Raw genomic sequence first — 19129 nt, 5'->3', positions numbered from 1 at the left:
TCTGGCGGCCATGTGACGAATAATGGGCCCTAACGCGGCGCAAGCGGTATCCAAAGACGGGCAGTGGTGCCCTGTCCCGCCTCACTCTCTAGTTCAATCCGGCCATGGTGCAGGTCAACCAGCTCTTTCACTATGCTAAGCCCCAAGCCTGTACCGGGAACTTTGCCGGAAGCATCGACCCTGTAAAAGCGTTCAAACGCGCGGACCAGTTGTGAAGGGGTCATTCCGATGCCTCGGTCCATGATCTCGATGACAGCGAACTCACGCGTCTCATGCACATCCAACGTTGCGGTCAATGTCACCTCCCCACCACTTGGGGAGTACTTGAATGCGTTGCTCAACAAGTTGCTCACGGCCTGTTTCATTTTTTCGGGATCGACCATGACCAAAGCATGGGGAACCTCACCAACGATGACTTGGCTGTCAGTGTCACGGCGCATGAGTCCCTTGACGGTGGTGTCCAGAATCACATTTAGCGGATGGGCAGTTATCTGGAATTCAAGTCCACGTTCACTTTCGATGCGGGCCAGGTCGAGCAGCTCATTGATCATTTTCACCATCAATTTGGATTGCCGGTGAATGATCCCAAGCATGTCTGCGCGGCGCTCGTCAGAAAACTTTCGTTCAATGAGAAGTTCTATGAATCCCAGGACGCTCACCATGGGGGTGCGAAGTTCGTGCGCCGCCGCCGCCAGAAACTCACTTTTCATTCGATCAACGGCGTCTTCATGAGTGATGTCCCTGAAATAGAACACCCATCCACCGTCCTTTGTACGAGCAGATTTGACATGAATCACCGCGACCCTGGGTCTTGCCAATTCAATGCGAATTCCTGCGACCTCATCTTGGGTCGACGCGATCAAGCGCGACTGCGGGTGGCTGACGCCATCGTCTGACTGTCTGAGCAGGGCGCTCACCCGGGAGTCAAATGCGTCGATATCCAGATCGAAGGCCTCTGCCTCGCCAATATCCAACATTTTGCGCAACGCGGAGTTGGTGTGACGGAGCATGGAGTCTGCTCCGAAATAGGCGGTGCCGTTGTCACTCAACTCCATGATGGCGGTCATTTGCATCGTGCGATCATTCAAACGCTCTGCCATGCGTTCGGCGTCCTTCGCAGCCATGCGGGTCGTATCAGCCAGAAGCAAGGTGTCACTGACGTTGTCATGATTGGCGAAGTCATTAAGCGTCAGACCCAACTGTTGCTTTTCATGCCGTGTTTGAATCACCGGACTTACCAGTAACAGCAAGGATCCATCCTCGCCACTTTCCGCGCTGCCTCGCAAGGTCAGGGGCGTTGAGCCTAGTCCCTTCAACATGATCAACTGACCTGTGTGTGCATGCCATTCTTTGCTGTTTTTCAGGTTGGTCGAAAGGCTGACCTGAAAAAAATCTGAAAAATCAGATCCAGCTTCAAGGGCCGGACAGGCCTTGTGAAGGGATGGCCCAACTGACAGAACGTGCAAGTTCCGATCGAGTTCCAAGTAAAAAGGAAATGCACGGACGAACGCACTGCCACTCAGCGATGGAGGCGTCAAACTGATTGCCTTGTCGGTTGTCTCGCCGGTATCAAACTGCGACATGGCGAACCAAGAAGATATCTTCGTCGTTCACATTTGTCTTGGCAAAGGTCTGACTGACTTCAATCTTTTGATTAAACCGTTTTCCCAATCCTTTAAGCAGGCCGATGACCATGGGCGCCAGCCCATCACGTGTTGATCGGTAAAAGAGGTGGTACTCATCGTGGGAGATGTCCTCCACGCGGAATTGGGGGATGGACAGGTGTGTAAAAATAGTCCTTACCCGATCATGCATCTTATTCAGGTTGTCCAGAAATTCGCGCAGGTTGCTGCCACTTGAGGACAGGATGGACTCATAGCCTTCTGCCGCCGTGTAAGTAATCCAGTACTCACCAAAGGCCTCCAAAACTGTTTCTGCGGGTAAGCCCATACGAACACTAACCGCGTTGACGAGATCGAAGGTTAATTTGTCATCGTAACTTTTTGTGGCGACAAAGCCGTCTGAGGAGACACCGGCATGCGCACAGACGCCGCGCCACCCGGGCTCTCCCTTTAGCGAAACGACCAACTGTTCAACCGCTCTGTTTACCAATCCGTACATATAAATTTCCTCAATTTTTCATTGGAATTCATGGACTTCTCCCGCTCCTGCGACGCTTCTCTCGCCCGTAACTCGAACTGCATTTGCCAACGGTGTCCACACACTGACCGTGGTCCCCTTGCCAGACTCGCTTGCGAGTTCGACACGGCCTTTGTGCAGACCAACGACCTCTTTGACCATACTCAAGCCCAGGCCGGTGCCCGGAATGTGCCCTGAGGCATCCGCACGGTAAAAGCGATCAAACGCCCTGTTGATCTGTTCTGGGGTCATACCGATTCCGTGATCGCGAATGTCGATCACCGCGTAGTGAACTGAATCAGCTTGATCCAGCCTGGCATTCAATGTCACGTCGCCCCCGCCGGGTGAATATTTGAACGCATTGCTTAATAGGTTGTTCATCACTAATTGCATTTTTTCGGGATCGATCAGCACAGCGACCTTGGGCACCACGCCAACAAGCACCTGACGATCGGTGTCTGTTCGCATGAGGCCTTTGACACTGTTTGATACCAGCTCCTCCAGAGAATGTGCAGCGATTTCCAGGTCAAGTCCGAGACGGGATTCAATACGCGAAAGATCGAGCAACTCGTTAAGCATCTTTATCAAAAAACCAGATTGACGGTGAATCGTCTCTAGCATGTCCGCACGGCGCTCTTCGGTAAATTGACGCTTGAGAAGTAGTTCGGTGAAGCCAAAGATGCTGACCATGGGGGTCCGAAGTTCATGCGCGGCCGCCGCAAGAAACTCGCTCTTTATCCGATCAACTTCGTCCTCATGGGTGATATCACGAAAATACAGGATCGTCTCATCTTGACCACCCGTATTGCGACGCGACTCTGCCATCAACACACGCATTTGCGGGCGTATCAACTGAAGGCGTGCCCGCCATGGCATGCCATCTTCGGCGTCTAGCTGGATGCATGGCAAGATCTGGGCGTCATCGCACAGCAAGGTCATTGCCACTAAAAAGTCATCCAGTGTCGGAAGAGCCGACTCAGTCACCCAGCTCAACCCCGTCATTCGTTCAAAGGCAGGGTTGGCAAAGACCATTTTTTCATTGGAGTCAAACACCACAAAACCATCGGGACTCAGGCTGAAGATGGCATCAAGCTGGGCTCGCCGCTCGGCAATCGCCGCGACAGCCTGCACCCGGGCAGTCACATCCGAAACAATACCGATGAAATTCGTCAGGACGCCACCGCTCGAGAGGACGGGGGACAGCGAGATTTCGGTAACTCTCTGTTTTCCGTCGGCCAGGTCTGTGAACAAGGTGACATTGGCATTGCGTTGCTCAGCCACAGCGCGGGTCAACTCTCGGCGACCGGCTGCATCCGACGACATTCCAATCCGATCAGCCAAGCTTGTTCCCAGCACTTTGTACGCCGGCTCTCCCTCTAGCGACTGAAACGCCTCATTGACATACACGATCGGTTGGTGAGAAAGCGCCCCATTGGTAATGAACACCGCGTTGTGGCTGCAGTCAAGCGCACGCTCATACAACTCGGTAAATCCCTGAGATGCTCGTTCGTCGGTGACGTCGCGAAAAATGCACACATAGCACAGTGCGTTGTCTCTCTCAACCCTTCCCAGTGAAACCTCGACTGGAAATAAGGTGCCATCCGCGCGACTGCCAAATAAATCGTGGCGCACAACACGACTAGCGCCGGCGTAACCACCTGCGGAGTCGTCAAACATTTTCTGCAGGGCGGGCAACCCGAGGCCAGGGATGCAAGCATCAAACGACAGTGCTATCAGTGCGTCTTCAGCGCGTCCGAAAAAGCTGATGGCCGCTTGATTCACTGTGACGATGACACCTTTTGCATCCAGACCCACGATGGCCTCGGCGGCTGTATTCAGGATGGCCCCCATTCGGCCAATCTGCTCGGCTGCGCTATGGCTTGCCTGGTTTAGCGCCAATGCGAGCTGATTCACCTCGAAACAGCAGCCATCGGTCGTGATTTGGGCTCCCATATTTGAGGGCGTCTTCTCTGCAAAGACGGATAAATCTCGAAGGGGGCGAATAGCCCTGGAAACGATCAGATGCAGACCCAGCAAGACGCCTCCGATTAAAAGAATGGTGTCAAGAAGGATCTGGCTTGTTAAGAGATTCATCTCCTCATTTCGTTCCTGCAAGCTGAACTGAATCCGAACCCATGCCTTGGGAAACGTTGCGCCGGCATCTACCCCTGACCACGTCTCGTAAAAGGTGTCCTTGATGCCACTTGGCAGCGCCTTGACCCCGGTGTGGGGCAAGTCCATGCGTTCGTCGCCTGCAAATTGGGATTCGATCTGGTTGCCCGTTCGGGACAACTGCATCAACATGCCACCATCGGCCCGGAAAATTGCGACGTTTTGAATGCTTGGTAGCCATGCGACACCGCGTAAATTGGTTTCGATGACCGCCATGTCGTTGACGATCAGGGCAGTGGCGTTGGCTGTCGCCACCAATTCTGCGACCGAGTCGGCCCAACTTTTTGCCCTCTTCAAGGTTTCGGTCTCCAACTGGTGGTGTAAGACGGTGCTATAGGCGGTGGCAGCCAGGACCAAAACGACAAAGGCACTGAATAGAAGAATGGTGTTCAGGCTGTAAACACGACGCCATTTCCGATTCAATCGTGCAAGAAGTTTCATCACAAGCCTAGTCTGCGATGACATATTTTTCTATGCCAAGTGCCTCGAGCGGCGCATAGTCGACGTCGTAGTCCGCCCTAACCGGATTAGGTATCTGGATATTCCTCATGACAGATTTCGTCTCGGGATTGGCCGCCAGCGACAACAAGGTCTCGATAATTTTGTTGCGAACGGCCACAGGCACTCGAGGATGAGCTGCGACAGGGTGGGGCGACAACGCCGGTGTTGTGTAGACCACGCGCAGATCATTTTGAACGTCTGGCGGCTCCATCTCCAAAGTAGTCTTGATCACCCCGGCTGCAGCGGACTCGCCGATAAGAACCTGACGCACGGCATTGCGATGCGTGCCGTCATACTGAGCTTTGAACGAAATCTGGTAGTGACGGTCCAACACCGAGCGCACATACAGACTGGCCCCGAATGCATTGGGTGCCGGAAATGAGATCGTCTGGTGCTCCAGTTGCGCGACGTTTCCGACTGGCCCGTCACGTTTTACAACCAGCACGCCCTCCAAGCCACGAGCGTCACGCACGAGCGCTTTGTATCTCTTTGAGCGACTGGCCATAACCATGTGGTAGGGATTCAGGTACACGATATCGGCACGGCCCTCGTTGAACTCGGCTTCAAATTCGGCAATCGTCCGGTACACGACAAGCTCACACGGGATGCCTGCCAAACCCAGCGCGGCGACGACCGGCGACCAGTACCGCGACATTTCAACCGGCGTCAACTGCGGCACAACGGACAGCCGTCATTTCTTTACCGGAAGCGCTGTTTGTGCTCGGGCCGTAAGCAGCGGGGACCACGCGACCAAGCCTATCCCAAGGCCGGCACCAACTTCCTTGATCACCTGGCGACGACGGGAGTCAGGTGCGCCAGAGTCGCTCATGGCTGTGCCACTAAACGGTCTACAGTGTCCAGCAACTCTATCGGACTGAAGGGTTTGACCAGGTAAGCGTCGCAACCAGCGGATTTGCCACGATCAAGGTCGGTGCGCTGTCCCCTCGCCGTTAGCAGAATGACTTTGGTGTTTGCTTTGAGGTAAGGGTCCCCCTTGATTTTTTCGCAGACCTGATAACCATCTATGGCACCAGGCATCATCACGTCCAACAAAATGATGGCGGGGCGAAGACTTTGTGCAAGGCGCCAAGCTTCGTCGCCGTTTTCCGCTTCATGCAACTCGTAGTCTTCACACTCCATGGTCATCAGAATGAGTTTTCTGATATCGGGTTGATCATCGACGATCAGGGCTTTGAGGCGCATTATTTTTCCTTTTTTCGACGTGACATCAGCAATGCAAGATCTGTTGCGTAACGCTGGGTCTGCGCCGCATCAAGTTTGGCTTGGCCTCGCAAGGGCGCGCCGATTGGGAATTCGATCATGACTTTGACTTCGTCATCATCCACTGTTGAAACGCGCATGCGGCCCCCGTGCAACTCCACAATGCGCTGCACGAGCGGCAGTCCCAGCCGCCCATTTGAAGGGGATGTATTTCTTTTTGAAGTCTTTTCGAAGGGTTCTCGAATTTCGATGCCACGAGTTTCAGCGGTAAGCTCCGCCTGGTTGCGTAAAGTGATGAGGACGTGCTCGCCAGTCATCATGTAGTTGATTTTCACGGCTATGAATTGCTGGCGATTTAAGTCTCGCTGGGAGTGCGTCAGTGCGTTGTCAATGCACTCATGAAGTGCACGGCGTATCAGTTGCGCGCTGCCGTAAATGGCGGGCAAGGTCTGATTCGGTTCTGCCACTTCGAATCGAATCTTCATGCTGGTGGCGCGCGGTTCCAGTTCTTTGCAGATGGTTTGAACCATGTGTGCCAATTCAACGCGCTCATTGGCGACGATGACTTCGTCGCCGAAAATAGCGACCAAATCGCTCAATCTGTGCAAGCGTTCTTTAAGGGCGTTTGCGGCATCTTCCAATCGTTCACTTTGTGGCGTTTGGGGCAAATCCCCCAGCGTGTCCGAGAGCCTCTTGAAAGGTGACTGTAGTTCCTGACGGAGCAGGTCGATGATGTCACTCAAGCTCATTCGCTTGGGTCCACTGGCCTCCACATCGGAGGCGGTCGGGGTCGCAATGAATGATATTTCACGCCCACCAATGCCGGCGGGGCCGGGCATGAACTGACCTCTGAGACGGTGGCCGTTGGCCCACTCTAATTCGAGGGCATGGGGTAGTTTCACTTTACCAGTCAGAAAATCACGGATCGATGATGCGATGGAAGGCCTGCCATTCATTTCTTGCACCGGATTACCGGGATGTTGCCTGGCGGCCACATTGGCATACGTTACTTTTCCGTTCAGTGCAAGGGTGATAACGGGCCAAGGCACCGCATCAAAGAGTGCATCTACTGAGGGCTGGTGGTAGGGTTTTTCCATTTGATTTTTAGATTTCTTTAAAATCTATCATATTTATCAAATTAAGCAACAGATATTTCGCTGGCAATTGGCCCATCTAAAAAGATTTAGCCCGCGGGTGACCGCGACCTGATTGGATCCCGAGCTTATGCATGACCTGTTGTCGAAATTAAGGTCACATCGGTGCCTCCCCCGTCAAAAAATTGCTTGCAGCCTTAGTTTAAATATGATAAATTTGATAAATATTTTAAAAAAAATAAGTCGAATATCTAAATGTGCAGCCGAAAGAACTCGTCAACGGTCAGCCGTCGCGTGAAGCCGGCAGTAACTATGCACAATCGCATGCGTATGAGGTTTGGCCCTAGTGGCCTCACCATGAAGGAGACAAAAAAATGACCGTCCCGTCAACCATACGGCCAATTCTCATTGTGGATGACCACAGTGATATTCGGCGCTTGCTTCAGGTCACGCTTGATGACCGCTACAGCATCGTCGAGGCTGAAGACGGCGCCAGCGCATTGGAGGCGGTGCGACACCATCAGCCCAGATTGGTTTTGCTTGACGTGATGATGCCCGGCGCCATCGATGGATTGGACGTGCTGTCGGAGATCAAAGCGAATCCAACGACCAGCGGTACCCTCGTGGCCATACTCAGCGCCCGAGGTCAAATCGCTGATCAGGAAGAGGCTCAAAAGCGCGGCGCTGATGCCTATTTCATCAAGCCTTTTAGCCCCGCGGAGATTATGGCTTGGGTCAGCAACAAGCTGAAATGAGCCAAGACGCCATGTGAATACTGCAGTTAAGGACACCACCGTTGACCGCAGCACTTTTTAATTGAATGCCACCGGAAATAAGCAATGGAAATCTTTCAAGCAGCCAAGCCCACCGTTTTGATTCTCGAGAACTCTGATAAAAGCCTGCTCCGCATAGGCGAACTCCTCAGTTCGCGCTACACCGTCAAGGCTGTGTCGGGGGGGCGTAGCGTGCAACAGGTGTGCAGCGACGAACAGCCAGACCTTGTTTTGATCGACACGATCCGCCCAGGTAATCAGGGGTTTGAAGTTTGTCTCCAACTCAAACAGGCAGATCACACACGCCAAATCCCCGTTATCTTCTTGACACGGGAGGCGGACGCGGATCAACAACAATTGATGTTCGACTTGGGTGCGGTTGACTATATTCCGCGGCCCATCCATCCTGGCACCATGTTGGCCCGCATCAGAGCGCATCTGGCTGATTCCGTTGTGCGACGCGATCATCGCGCTCATACCGATATCATGAATCATGAGGCACTCCGGCACAGCAGACAACTGGCTGCACTGCAGGAGGTCACTTTGTTGGCACTTGCCTCGCTGGCTGAAATTCGGGACTCGGAAACCGGCAACCATCTGAAGCGAACACAGCACTACATCTTTGCGCTGGGGCAGTATCTTCGTAGCAATCCCAGATTCACTCGCTATTTAACCGCGGAACGCCTGGACATCATCTTTAAGTGCGCTCCGCTTCATGACATTGGCAAGGTCGGCATCCCGGACAAAATTCTTCTCAAGCCTGGCCGCTACGAGGAGGCCGAGTATGAGGTGATGAAAGCGCACCCCAAGCTTGGTCACGACGCAATCGTAAAAGCCCAGTCGCTCGTTGGAGACCAGAGCGAGTTCTTGCAGATCGCCAAGGAGATCGTCTATTCACACCACGAAAAATGGGACGGTTCTGGCTACCCCCAAGGACTGAAAGGCGATGACATTCCTATTCCCGCCCGACTGATGGCGATTGCGGACGTTTACGACGCACTCATTAGCAAGCGGGTCTACAAGGACGGGATGTCGCACCAAGATGCCACACAAATCATCCTAGCTGGACGGGGGTCTCATTTCGACCCTGACTTAGTGGATGCATTCGTCGCGTTAGGCGGCGTTTTTCAGGGCATTGCATCACGATTCGCCGATACGGAAGAGGAGTTACTCGAAAAACTGAAACAGTCTGAATTGGCTCAATGAGAACGGCTGATCAGGAAAATGACGCGCCTTGCAATGGGGTGCGACCTGCCAGCGTTCATCAATAGGGTGCGCCCGGTCCTAGGAAAAAATTTCTAGGACCGGGCGCAACTGCCTGCTTGCGATAACCGCAATAGAAATCGCAAGATATCTTTACGGGACATCAAAAATATGTCCCGGTCTAGAAACTCTTTTGTCAGTGCAATGGCTGCATTGAGCCTGGTCACACATCAAAAAATTTCATGGACTTCTCAAATTACAAAAACATGCTTGTAGACGACTTGGTCGCCATGCGCTGCATCATCTCCGGTTTGCTGCGTGAAAGTGGTTTTAGCCGCATCTCGGAAGCTGCAGATGGGGCAGAAGCGTTGCGCAAGCTCGAAGTTGGAGACTGCCAACTTATTGTGAGTGACTGGAACATGCCCAACATGACGGGTTTGGAGTTGCTCAAAGCAGTACGCAACTCGCCCGAGCTCAAACACCTCCCTTTCTTGCTGGTTACCGCCGAAGCACGCAAAGACAAAATCATCGAAGCCGCCAAAGCCGGAGCCGACGGCTACATCGTGAAGCCTTTAACAAGTGCCATGTTGGGCAAAAAAATAGAGGTTATTCTGAAGCGAAAGGCGGAGATATGACCACAATACGGACCGCCGATCGGCGTCCCCCCTGCACGCCCTTGAGCGACTGGGCCCGCGCAATTGGCTGCGATAAGGGTGAAAAATGAGCTGACGGAACGCCAGTCTGCTGATGATGCGACACATCAAAACGACGTAGAAGAACTTCTACCCCACATGGCTTCTGACAGCCACCCCGCATCGCAAATCTCGTGGTTTCGTGCATGTTGATAATAGCTACCAAGCTCAAATTCCACCTACTTGGTCAATTCTTTCGCCGCCAACAGCGTATGTCGCTAGCTATCGATTTTTAAGGATCCGATAAACGCCCATGCAATTGGGCTTTCCGCGTTGCTGGTTTTTGCGTCATCAAGCAGGCCATTTTCTGGCGCGTTGGCAAAGCGGATAAATATGGGCTGGAGCAGAAGGGCAGCAATGCGGGCGGAAGCGGTCATTGGCGATTTGAAAGTGGATGACTCTCAAAGACACGAAGGAGTCTTTCGTTTAGCTTTCAGGAAATGCGCGCGCAGCCCACAAGTGCTGCCTATCCGTCTCAGACGACCAAAAGCCAACTCGGCGTCACGTGCTTTATCTGCGTTCTTCGTTGAGCTGGGTGCGCCAATTTGGGTTGCATCCACCATGGTGCCGGTATTGACCTTGGAGCCTTTGCGTTGCAAAACAGGACCTACTTGGGCGAACAAGGCCTCACCGAGGTGGTTGTCATGCAGGAGTTTGCGGAACTTCAACATCGTGGTGGCGTCAGGAACGCTTTCTCGCCCAAGGTCAATGCCGACAAAGCGGCGAAGGCTTGCGCTGTCGTAAAAGGGATCCTCGCAATATAGGTCCGCCAGATTGAACCAGTGCTGGATGATGTGGTTGCGCAGCATGCGCTCAAGCCCAGTAGGCGGTCGCCCGTCTCCTGCCTTGGGATAGTCGGGTTCGATGACGGCGCATAACGAAACCCAAGGAACGATGGCCTGTATCGTCTTCAAGAACTCGTCGCGCCGTGTGGGCTTGCGGTAGCGCTCAAAGGTTTGGTCGGCGGCCATGGCAAGGGTCTGTTACTTCACGACCCATACTTTACCCACGACCTGTGTGATCGAGGGACTTATTCAGCGTTGCCCTAAGACGCATGCATTACACCCCCTGCAACACACAGCCCGCTGCTGCGGGGACACCAGCGTCAATTACATGTTTGATTTCGAACTCGCCCTGCGCTGAAGCAACGCACTTGCAGTGACTTAAGGCGTGAGCCAATCCCAGGTGTCCGCCCCCAGCCTGGCACGGCGATGGCCGCCCCGTGCGAGTTCAAGCCAGTCGATGTCATGCACCTCGGCACTCAAGACCGCCAGGTGGTGTCTGGACGGTGCAGCGGTAGGCGTCGCTGCAGACAGTGCTGACCCAGGTGCATATGGCGACAGATAGTCGTCAGCGGCTGCCGATTGACTGACGCGCGCCCAAACGGCATCCACTACCGGACCCGCAGCGTGTGTTGTGATGGACACCCGCATCCGAAGCTGCCAGTTCAAGCGTTTGCTCCAAAAGACCAGCACGGCTTGCGGCTGACCTGACAGATGGGATATCTTTGCGCTACGGCCATCGGTGTAAAAGCGAAGATGGGCTGTGTTGGCATCGGCCTCGCGCAGCACCACTGTGCGTGCATCGGGCAGCCCATCCTCGGCGGTGGTGGCCAGTACAGGAGTACGCCAAGCGTGGAGCCGATCTTGGGTGGCGCGACCCAGCTCCATCCAGATGCGATGGCGAATTTCTGAAGGTGTTTGGCCGCTGTTTTCCATACTTCAACGTAAGACGTCGGGTCGCAAATACGGCATGGCAAGTTGCTGCACATTCACTCGCGCCCTGAGCCGCGCCGCCAGCAGAAACAAGCCTCCCAGCTTGCGATGCAAGAACAGGGCTTCGATAGGTGGAATATGCCAAAAGTCCCGGTCCAGACCTAGCGCCAACCCGGCCTCACGCAGGCGCGGGGCCATGTCGGTACAGTCAAAGTCAAAAGCACCGTCAAACCGGAGAGGTTCGAGCGCGATCTCAAACAGGTCAAGCACGGCCATTTGGTGCTTGGCCTGGGTTCTGCCATCGAAGTAACCAATGGCCAGACCGGCTTGCGCCATGGCGTCGCGCTCGCCCGCCAAGGTTGCGCGCATCAGCTGTTTGTAAGCCTGTCCGAAGGCCGGCGTGAAACTGCGGGTGGCGCCAAAGTCCAGCAAGATCAGCTGCTGGCTCTGAGGGTCGTAGCGGTAGTTGGCAAAGTTAGGATCGGTTTGCATGAGTCCAAACTCAAACAACTCGCGGAACATGAGACCCACCAGCAGGCTCAGCAGTCGGTCACGCTCGGCTTGCGGTGCGTCCGCCATGGATTCCACGGGCACCCCCGCTACAAAAGACATGGCCAACACATTTTTGGTCGTCAAGTCGGCGTGCAATACGGGCACAACAAACTCTGGGACGTCGGCCAGCAACTGGGCAAAGCGCTGCAGGTGCATGCCCTCCGCTTCGTAGTCGGCCTCCTCGCGCAGTTGGCGTTTGGCCAGCAGCTGCAGCGGCGCTATGTCCAATGTTTTAGGCAGCAGACCCGATAAGCGCAGCAGTGAGGCCACATTGTTCACATCGCTGCTGATGCTTTTACGCACACCCGGGTACTGAATTTTTATGGCCAGGTCGCGTCCGTCTGGGGTGGTTGCGCGGTGAACTTGGCCTATGGAGGCAGCCGCGATGGGCGTGAAAGAAAAAGACGCAAAGCGCTGCTGCCAATGGGCACCCCAATTGGCAGTTAGCACAGCTCGCAGCTGGCGCTCTGGCATGGCGTGCGCATCCGAGCGCAAGCGTGCCAAAACAGCAGCTATCTCGGGCGGCAACAAATCGCCTGCATCCATCGAGATCAGTTGTCCCAGCTTCATCGCAGCGCCGCGCATTTGGGAGAGCTGTTGTGTGATCTTGTGCGCATTTGCCGGAGTGAGCAGCAGATCACTGAGTTTCGGGCGCTTACCCTGGGCAAGCTGTTGCGCACCTGCTACCAGCATATTGCCAGCCACACCAGTGGCCATAGTGCCCAAGCGCATCAAGCGCCCTAAGCGGCTGCTGGGCACCGCTGAGCTATTGTTGTTGGTGGTGAGTTTTTTAGAGGGCATAGTGCCAAGAACCGGTGAAAGGGAGTGTCAATCCTTGCTGACCTTGATTCTCTCAGGGGCACCAGCGTGCACGTAACATGGGGCTTAATTGGCCCTACACCCCGGATATATTGACTGACATGACTGCTTTGAACGTACTGGGCGGCCCGCTAACGGCGTGCTCCTTTTCCCCATTAACCGGCTACTTTCGCGATGGCTGCTGCAATACCGATGGGAACGACCACGGCACGCACGTCGTATGCGCCAAAGTCACCGCAGAGTTTTTGGACTATTCGCTGGCGCGAGGGAACGACCTGATCACGCCCAGACCCGAATCCCGTTTTGCTGGGCTCAAGCCGGGTGACCGCTGGTGCCTGTGCGCACTGCGCTGGAAGGAGGCTTTGTCAGCTGGAGTAGCTCCACCCGTATGGCTGGAGGCAACGCATGCCAAAGCCCTGGAATTGGTGACTCTGGAAGAACTCCGGTTGCACGCTATTTAGTCTTTTCAGCCATCGTTACATGACACCGCTCCATCCCAAAAAACTCTTGCTCACCAAATGGACCGCTGTGCGTCCGGTCGCTAAAAACAAGCACTTTCTGGTGTCCCGGGTGATAGAGCCCGAACCACCGCTAGTGAAGATTGAATGGGTTGAACTAGAGGCCGTTTTCTCAAAGACGGTGACGCGCATCCATTGGCGCGAGCTGCAAGACGAAACGCTTTGGCGCCGGGGTTGGTAAAACTACCCATAGCGCCTTCAACACCATGCGACAGCGTAAATCTTTAGGCGGAGCTGACTTAGGCTGCGCGCATCCAGCGCTGTAAAGTGGGACGTATGTGCAAAAAGCCCCGGTACACCATCTCCAAGAGCGGGGTAACTCCGGGCAGGCGTCCGAACCGGCCCAACCAACGCCACCCTGGCATGGTCAACCATAAAGCGACAAAAGCTTCTGCACCACTGAGCAGGCTGCCGTCTTTTTGGCGCACGTGAAAGCGGGCCATGTACCTGGCCTGATCGTCCGGATTGAGGTTGGCCGTGGCCTCACTCACGTCCAACCAAGCTACGGTCTCCAGCGGGGTGAGCGACTGGTACAGCCCGATCTCGCGCCGGCACAGAGGGCAGGCTCCGTCAAACATCACGGTAAGCGCGTCGCACGCAGCAGGCGGCGGAGTTAGTGGCGTATCGTTCAGGGCGGGTGGGGTGTTTCGGGCGGCGGTCATGATGAACGGCTTCAGGCATGCCAGAACATACTGGAGCGCTGTTTGTAACGCATCACCACAACCCGCGCTGGCGCCGTGGAATAGGGTGCGTCACGCCCGGCTGCAACTTTTTTGCTTCGGAGCATGGGGTCCCCTCGTTTTCAGTGCAATAAGTGACGGTTCGAAAACTCAGCACTGACGTGTGGGTGGTGTTGGAAGATCGTTGATTTAATTGGATTTTCTGTTCACTTTCGAAACGTGTATCGTGGCCCCCCACTATTGGCGTTCACGATGCAGGGTTGGCAGACGACGTTTTTGGGGATGCGCGAGCTGCCCCGTGATATCAGCGACTTCGAGATGAAGGCATTTTTCACCGTCGACGGTGCCGAGCGTGAGGCAATCAATGCGCGCCGGGGTGATGCCCACAAGCCGGGCCTGCCGATCCATGCATGAGTGGGCGTTTGCTAGGAGTCTGGGCGACAGAAGTATTTTGATAAGCGCGATTTTGACTATTTATGGCGCAAAGTTGTCTGGGTTGTCGAGGCCACGTCCATGAACACCTGCGTCGGTGGTGAGGTGATGGCTGTTGCGCCCCGTCCAGCGCGACAGGGGTGTGTTTTTCGTGCGTTTTTTCCGCAGCAGGCCTGCATGGCATCACCTACAGCAACCTCGGCGACATGCTCGCCGACAGCAACGGTAGGGGCAACTTCACGCCGGACACGATCGGCGGCGCGGCCCAAAACGTTGTCGGCAGCGGTTCGGCACTGTTGGTCATACCGAACACTGTCCCCGAACCCGCCATGCTCGCCTTGATGATCGCTGGACTTTGCGCACTCAGCCATGTCACCTACCTCCGTAGGCGCTACCTGTGCTGACCAAGTCCGCTCCGCCCCAACGCCCTGCTGTCTCGGCACCCGGCTATCAGTGGTCAGCACTCAGTCTGGAACGGGCTTCCGTTTTGCGGGCGGAAGCAGTCATTGAGGTTTTTCCCATGGCAGTCTTGTGAAGACACGCTCCTGACATAGTGAGGTGTGTTCGTGTTCGCTCATCGGTCATCTCATCAAGGCAAATCTGTGGCTTCAAGCGCATGTTTCATGTCTGCGGTTCGTCTGCTACTGATCAACATCAGCAGGCCCGGTCACTTTCGCTTTTGCATGATGGCCAAGATAACGACGCCGACAATCACCGCCAGTAAGAACTGCCCCAGTAGCCTCCGTATCCGCTCATCCAGCCGCCACCCCAACCCATCCTGTTGCCGTATCCCATGATCTGCCAGTCACCGAATCAGCGGCTGCTCCAGTAGCGGCTCAGTTTCTCTCGCTGATTCTTCGTCAGCACGGTGTCGATCTTCTTGCGTGCGTCGAGTTGCAACTCGAACATCGACTTCTGTGTCTCAGCCATCGTCTGGAACGACTTGCGCGCTGCGGCTTCGTCTACAGGGCCGGGGCCGAACATGCCTTGCATCTGGTAGCCCTGTCCGTGCATCGTGCCCATGAGCGGCCACATCGCCTTGTAGGCCTGCGCATTGATGCTGGCGATGCTTTTCTGCTGCTCCGCGGTGAGATCAAGGCCGGCGTAAGCCTCGTTGGAGTAGCCGAACATCATGTTGGGGCCCATCCCCTGCCCCATGCCGTACATCATCCCTTGCTCCATGCGATAGCCACTGCCGTACCCGTCCATCGACGCGGCCCCCTCAAAGCCTTGAGGCTGTGCAACTGCCACACCGACCAACGCCACGGTGGCCGCAACGCCTGCGAGAACATTTTTCATCTTCATCTTTAACTCCTTGGTTGAATATCGAGACTCTTCGGATGGCTACGCCCAAGCAAACTGACGGGACGTGCACCCTAGGATGAAGACTAGGCCACGACACTGCGGCAGTCTGTGCGGCAGCCCTCATCCACCCTGCCAACGACGATTTAGTAGCTCACGTCAGGCCCCAACGTTCGCCAACGTACAGACTTGGCAGTGCGAGGCAGGCAGCGTTGAGCTTGACACTGTTTTCCTCGCACACATCAGTTCAAGCGTTGACCTGCACGCCTGCAGAGCGGCGCGCCCAAAGAGTCACGATCGGTTCGCGCTGCGAACCCGATGCATTGGCTCTTCACCTGATTTCAACACTCAGGAGTGAACCTCGCGCCATGTGCGGCATGGTGAGTTGGACCTTGCTTGGGCAATCGGTCACGTTCTGGATTGGAGTGGCCTTGTTGGGCATTGCATTGGCGGCAACTTTTGAGTTGGCATCGCAACTAATGTGTGTGAAGGACGGAGCACCAAATTTTGGACAGTTCGAAGAAATCTTCAGATTGCCAGCGGTGAACGTTTCAGCACTTTTTTCGACAATGGGCAAATGACCATCGCCATGATCAGTTTCTGGTTGTCCCTCGAAAGGGCAACCCGGAAGCTGCCGGTCGTGATTGACTCCTAACGCTACGTACTTGACTTATGCGAGCGTCGACCGGTTGAATCCAAGGCCTTTTCGAGTCGCTCCACTGCGGATGCTGCTTGAACACTTCAAAAACCAATCTGGTGGCCCGACACAGGCCGAAAAAGGGATCGCATCGGCGAGACAGAAAGCCTTTCGGCTGGCGTTCCGCCTTGACAGCACTTAACTACAACTCAAACTCACCGCCTGCAACGGCGCACCAGTTTTCGGGTCGGACACGACCAGATTGATTTGGCGCGGGTGCTCAGCTTGTGCGGCAATGGATGAGAAGTTCAAGGTTTGCGCGCCCTGGTAGGTGCCGACTGAGGTGTGCTGGCGCACCACGAAGTCGTGTTTTAGGAACTCGCCCGAGTTTTCGCCGGCTTTGACGCGGGAGCTGTGGCCATGCTCTGTCACCGACCAGTAGGCGCTCCAGCTCTCCACGCCGCTGGCAGGCGTTACCATCGCCTTGAAGCTGTCGGCGCCCTGGGTGCGCTGCATCACGATGTTGGCCTTGGCGGGCATGGTGCTGTCCAGTACGCGGGTGTAGTCGCGCCAGTCTTGCCCGTTGCGCACGAACTGCGGCGTGTAAATGTTGCGCAAGTGATTGATGCTGGCAATTTCGCGCTGGCGCGTGGTGTTTGCTCGCGTGGCAAACCGGTCCACCCAGCCGATGTAGTCCCAGTACCCCACATGAAAGGCCTGCGCCACCACGGGCTGACCTTTCAGGGTGGAGAGCCATTGGTCAGCGGGCGGGCAGGAGCTGCAGCCTTCTGATGTGTACAGCTCCAGCACCGGTGTGATTTTGTCGCCGGACTTCACCTCACAGGTGGGGCTGGCGGCGAGGGCGGTCAAGGGCAGGGAGATTGCCAGGGCAAAGAGTGAAGAGGGGCGTTTGGAAAAGGACATGGGGCTCTCACATCAGTGGTCAATGCTGGTTGGTCGCCGGCTGCGCCAAGTTCTTACATGACGATTCCAGCCTTGATTTTTATATAATAAGTGCTCCTTACCCTCTATTTACTTGCGTGAGCCGCTATCTATTTAGAAGCAAAAAAGGTGCATTAAAGGGCACTGAGAGAACTTTGGTTTATTGCATGTGATCAAATCATTTCATGATGAATCAACTCCCAAAAATGATGAGGGGCGTGCAGCTGACAGGCCATGGTGGTCTGGACAAGCTGGTGCTGCGCCAGGACATACCGGTGCCTGTGCCGGGCCCCCGTGATGTGCTGATCAGGGTTGGCGCCGCCGGCGTGAACAACACCGACCTCAATACCCGCGTGGGCTGGTATTCCAAGTCCAACGCCAGTAGCAGCGATGCGGGTTGGACCGGCACTGCCATTCCTTTCCCTCTCATCCAGGGGGCCGATGTGTGCGGCGAAGTCGTGGCCATTGGCACTGAGGTTGACCCGAAACTGCTACATCAACGGGTGCTGGTGGAGCCTTGCTTGATGGAAGTGGCTGGCAAGGTGCTGGATGAGCCTCAGTACTTCGGCTCTGACTGCGACGGCGGATTCGCTGAGTACGCGGTGGTTGCAGCGCGCCACGCCCATCCGGTCAACACTTCGCTCAGCGACGTGGAGTTGGCCTCTTTTCCTTGCTCTTACTCCACGGCGGAGAACCTGCTGACCCGGGCCAACGTTGGCGCCAACGACCTGGTGTTGGTGACGGGCGCGTCAGGGGGAGTGGGTTCGGCCGCAGTCCAATTGGCCAAAGCCCGGGGAGCCCGGGTGATTGCCGTCACGTCGGCCACAAAGGCAAAACGAATCCTGGCGCTTGGGGCAGAGCAAACGCTGGAGCGACAGGCGAATTTGGTGCAGGCGCTCGGCAAAAACAGCGTTGATGTGGTCATTGATTTGGTGGCGGGCGCCCAGTGGCCGAGTTTGCTGGAAGTGCTCAAGCCGTTTGGCCGCTATGCCGCTTCAGGCGCGATTGGCGGCCCGATGGTGGAGCTGGATGTGAGAACGCTGTACCTCAAGGATTTGAGCTTGTTGGGTTGCACCGTGTTGCATCCCACAGTTTTCTCCAACCTGATCCGAAGAATTGAAGCGGGAGAGGTCGCGCCACTGGTTGCCAAGACCTATGCGCTGGCGAAAATTCAGGACGCGCAACAGGACTTTGGCGCTAAAGAACACGTTGGCAAGTTGGTGATTGACGTCTCGGGACAGAATGGCGATCGTTAAAACCCTGCTCCCCGCCCCCGGCCGAAGAGTCAGGCGGCCTATGTCACTTACTGGAATCCCGATGATCGACACCCTGGAGCGCAACCGGCGCAATGTGATGGCTTTTTACGAGCTCATGTTCAACGACTGCCGTCCCGCCGAGGCGATTGAGCGGTACGCGGGTGCTGAGTACAAACAGCACAACCCGCATGTGGCCGATGGCAAGCAAGCGTTTGTTGACTACTTTGAGCGCATGGCGCGTGAGTACTCGGGCAAAAAGGTGCATGTCAAACGGTCTGTGGCGGAAGGCAACTTGGTGGTGTTGCACTGCCACCAAGTGTGGCCAACCGACGCCAACAAGGACTGGGCGGGCATTGACATCTTTCGCCTGGACGATGACGGCAAAATTGTGGAGCACTGGGATGTGTTGCAGGTGGTGCCTGCTCAGTCGGCTCACGGCAATGGCATGTTCTAAAGGGGCTGGCATTCGCACCACCTTGAT

The 19129-nt window shown here is 55.5% G+C and carries 21 protein-coding genes and 2 pseudogenes; 9 read left to right on the top strand and 14 right to left on the bottom strand.

What is annotated here, in order from left to right; translation table 11 throughout:
- Window positions 1-29: 29 nt before the first annotated feature.
- From J8G15_RS05315 to J8G15_RS05290, 7 genes and pseudogenes are all read right to left on the bottom strand, one after another.
- Window positions 30-1319 carry a HAMP domain-containing sensor histidine kinase gene (locus J8G15_RS05315; RefSeq protein ID WP_210546496.1) on the bottom strand — a complete coding sequence of 430 codons (1290 nt, stop codon included), beginning with the start codon at window positions 1317-1319 and terminating at the stop codon, window positions 30-32.
- Window positions 1320-1439: 120 nt separating this feature from the next.
- Window positions 1440-1583, bottom strand: a pseudogene (locus tag J8G15_RS22015) (hypothetical protein); the annotation flags it as partial.
- The gene (locus J8G15_RS05310) at window positions 1570-2121 is read right to left on the bottom strand and encodes a heme NO-binding domain-containing protein (protein WP_210546495.1); all 552 of its coding nucleotides are present in this window, start codon (window positions 2119-2121) and stop codon (window positions 1570-1572) included. The gene J8G15_RS05310 and the pseudogene J8G15_RS22015, both read right to left, overlap by 14 nt.
- Window positions 2122-2139: 18 nt before the next feature.
- On the bottom strand, window positions 2140-4752 hold the full coding sequence (locus tag J8G15_RS05305) for a PAS domain S-box protein (protein ID WP_210546494.1): 2613 nt from the start codon (window positions 4750-4752) through the stop codon (window positions 2140-2142).
- A 7-nt stretch (window positions 4753-4759) separates the two neighbouring features.
- On the bottom strand, window positions 4760-5491 hold the full coding sequence (locus J8G15_RS05300; protein WP_210546493.1) for a phosphate/phosphite/phosphonate ABC transporter substrate-binding protein: 732 nt from the start codon (window positions 5489-5491) through the stop codon (window positions 4760-4762).
- 146 nt (window positions 5492-5637) lie between these two features.
- On the bottom strand, window positions 5638-6015 hold the full coding sequence (locus tag J8G15_RS05295; RefSeq protein WP_210546492.1) for a response regulator transcription factor: 378 nt from the start codon (window positions 6013-6015) through the stop codon (window positions 5638-5640).
- Window positions 6015-7130, bottom strand: a complete 1116-nt coding sequence (locus tag J8G15_RS05290) for a sensor histidine kinase KdpD (protein ID WP_210546491.1) — start codon at window positions 7128-7130, stop codon at window positions 6015-6017. Before J8G15_RS05290 ends, J8G15_RS05295 begins: the two co-directional genes overlap by 1 nt.
- Before the next feature lie 371 nt (window positions 7131-7501).
- Here J8G15_RS05290 and J8G15_RS05285 point away from each other — a divergent pair, with 371 nt between their 5' ends.
- From J8G15_RS05285 to J8G15_RS05275, 3 genes are all read left to right on the top strand, one after another.
- On the top strand, window positions 7502-7882 hold the full coding sequence (locus J8G15_RS05285; RefSeq protein WP_210546490.1) for a response regulator transcription factor: 381 nt from the start codon (window positions 7502-7504) through the stop codon (window positions 7880-7882).
- 84 nt (window positions 7883-7966) lie between these two features.
- Window positions 7967-9106, top strand: coding sequence for an HD domain-containing phosphohydrolase (locus tag J8G15_RS05280; RefSeq protein WP_210546489.1), 1140 nt, complete (start codon window positions 7967-7969; stop codon window positions 9104-9106).
- A gap of 239 nt (window positions 9107-9345) precedes the next feature.
- The gene (locus J8G15_RS05275) at window positions 9346-9738 is read left to right on the top strand and encodes a response regulator (RefSeq protein ID WP_210546488.1); all 393 of its coding nucleotides are present in this window, start codon (window positions 9346-9348) and stop codon (window positions 9736-9738) included.
- Window positions 9739-10013: 275 nt separating this feature from the next.
- On the opposite strand, the gene J8G15_RS05270 is transcribed toward J8G15_RS05275, so the two are convergent.
- The 4 genes and pseudogenes from J8G15_RS05270 to J8G15_RS05255 all read right to left on the bottom strand — a co-directional run bounded on the left by J8G15_RS05270 (window position 10014) and on the right by J8G15_RS05255 (window position 12863).
- Window positions 10014-10172: a hypothetical protein gene (locus J8G15_RS05270; protein ID WP_210546487.1), complete on the bottom strand. Its 159-nt coding sequence runs from the start codon at window positions 10170-10172 to the stop codon at window positions 10014-10016.
- Between the two features lie 114 nt (window positions 10173-10286).
- Window positions 10287-10766 (bottom strand): annotated as a pseudogene (locus J8G15_RS05265) (transposase); the annotation flags it as partial.
- Between the two features lie 192 nt (window positions 10767-10958).
- Entirely contained in the window at window positions 10959-11513 is a 555-nt protein-coding gene (locus tag J8G15_RS05260) for a pyridoxamine 5'-phosphate oxidase family protein (RefSeq protein ID WP_210546486.1), read from the bottom strand.
- 3 nt (window positions 11514-11516) lie between these two features.
- Complete coding sequence (locus tag J8G15_RS05255; RefSeq protein WP_210546485.1) at window positions 11517-12863, bottom strand: AarF/ABC1/UbiB kinase family protein; 1347 nt, start codon at window positions 12861-12863, stop codon at window positions 11517-11519.
- Between the two features lie 119 nt (window positions 12864-12982).
- On the opposite strand from J8G15_RS05255, the gene J8G15_RS05250 reads away from it, so the two are divergent.
- Window positions 12983-13342: a DUF2237 family protein gene (locus J8G15_RS05250; RefSeq protein WP_210546484.1), complete on the top strand. Its 360-nt coding sequence runs from the start codon at window positions 12983-12985 to the stop codon at window positions 13340-13342.
- 19 nt (window positions 13343-13361) lie between these two features.
- Window positions 13362-13580 (top strand): TIGR02450 family Trp-rich protein, encoded by a 219-nt coding sequence (locus J8G15_RS05245; RefSeq protein WP_210546483.1) that lies wholly within the window; start codon window positions 13362-13364, stop codon window positions 13578-13580.
- Window positions 13581-13638: 58 nt separating this feature from the next.
- Here J8G15_RS05245 and J8G15_RS05240 read toward each other — a convergent pair whose 3' ends face one another.
- Window positions 13639-14061 carry a thiol-disulfide oxidoreductase DCC family protein gene (locus J8G15_RS05240; RefSeq protein WP_210546482.1) on the bottom strand — a complete coding sequence of 141 codons (423 nt, stop codon included), beginning with the start codon at window positions 14059-14061 and terminating at the stop codon, window positions 13639-13641.
- 258 nt (window positions 14062-14319) lie between these two features.
- Here J8G15_RS05240 and J8G15_RS05235 point away from each other — a divergent pair, with 258 nt between their 5' ends.
- Entirely contained in the window at window positions 14320-14493 is a 174-nt protein-coding gene (locus J8G15_RS05235) for a hypothetical protein (protein ID WP_210547698.1), read from the top strand.
- A 224-nt stretch (window positions 14494-14717) separates the two neighbouring features.
- Entirely contained in the window at window positions 14718-14915 is a 198-nt protein-coding gene (locus J8G15_RS22010) for a PEP-CTERM sorting domain-containing protein (protein WP_370627537.1), read from the top strand.
- A gap of 409 nt (window positions 14916-15324) precedes the next feature.
- Here the strand turns inward: J8G15_RS22010 and J8G15_RS05225 are convergent, their stop codons facing one another.
- Together J8G15_RS05225 and J8G15_RS05215 are read right to left on the bottom strand one after the other, a co-directional pair.
- A complete protein-coding gene (locus J8G15_RS05225; RefSeq protein ID WP_210546016.1) occupies window positions 15325-15816 on the bottom strand; it encodes a Spy/CpxP family protein refolding chaperone in 492 nt (163 codons plus the stop codon).
- A gap of 832 nt (window positions 15817-16648) precedes the next feature.
- A complete protein-coding gene (locus tag J8G15_RS05215) occupies window positions 16649-17374 on the bottom strand; it encodes a thioredoxin family protein (protein WP_210546480.1) in 726 nt (241 codons plus the stop codon).
- Window positions 17375-17577: 203 nt separating this feature from the next.
- On the opposite strand from J8G15_RS05215, the gene J8G15_RS05210 reads away from it, so the two are divergent.
- The gene (locus J8G15_RS05210) at window positions 17578-18648 is read left to right on the top strand and encodes an alcohol dehydrogenase family protein (protein ID WP_240538452.1); all 1071 of its coding nucleotides are present in this window, start codon (window positions 17578-17580) and stop codon (window positions 18646-18648) included.
- 61 nt (window positions 18649-18709) lie between these two features.
- A complete protein-coding gene (locus tag J8G15_RS05205) occupies window positions 18710-19102 on the top strand; it encodes a nuclear transport factor 2 family protein (protein ID WP_240538451.1) in 393 nt (130 codons plus the stop codon).
- Window positions 19103-19129: the final 27 nt, after the last annotated feature.

It is taken from the genome of Rhodoferax sp. PAMC 29310 (assembly GCF_017948265.1).
Lineage (GTDB): Bacteria > Pseudomonadota > Gammaproteobacteria > Burkholderiales > Burkholderiaceae_C > Rhodoferax.
This window is presented reverse-complemented; position numbering and strand designations above follow the sequence as displayed.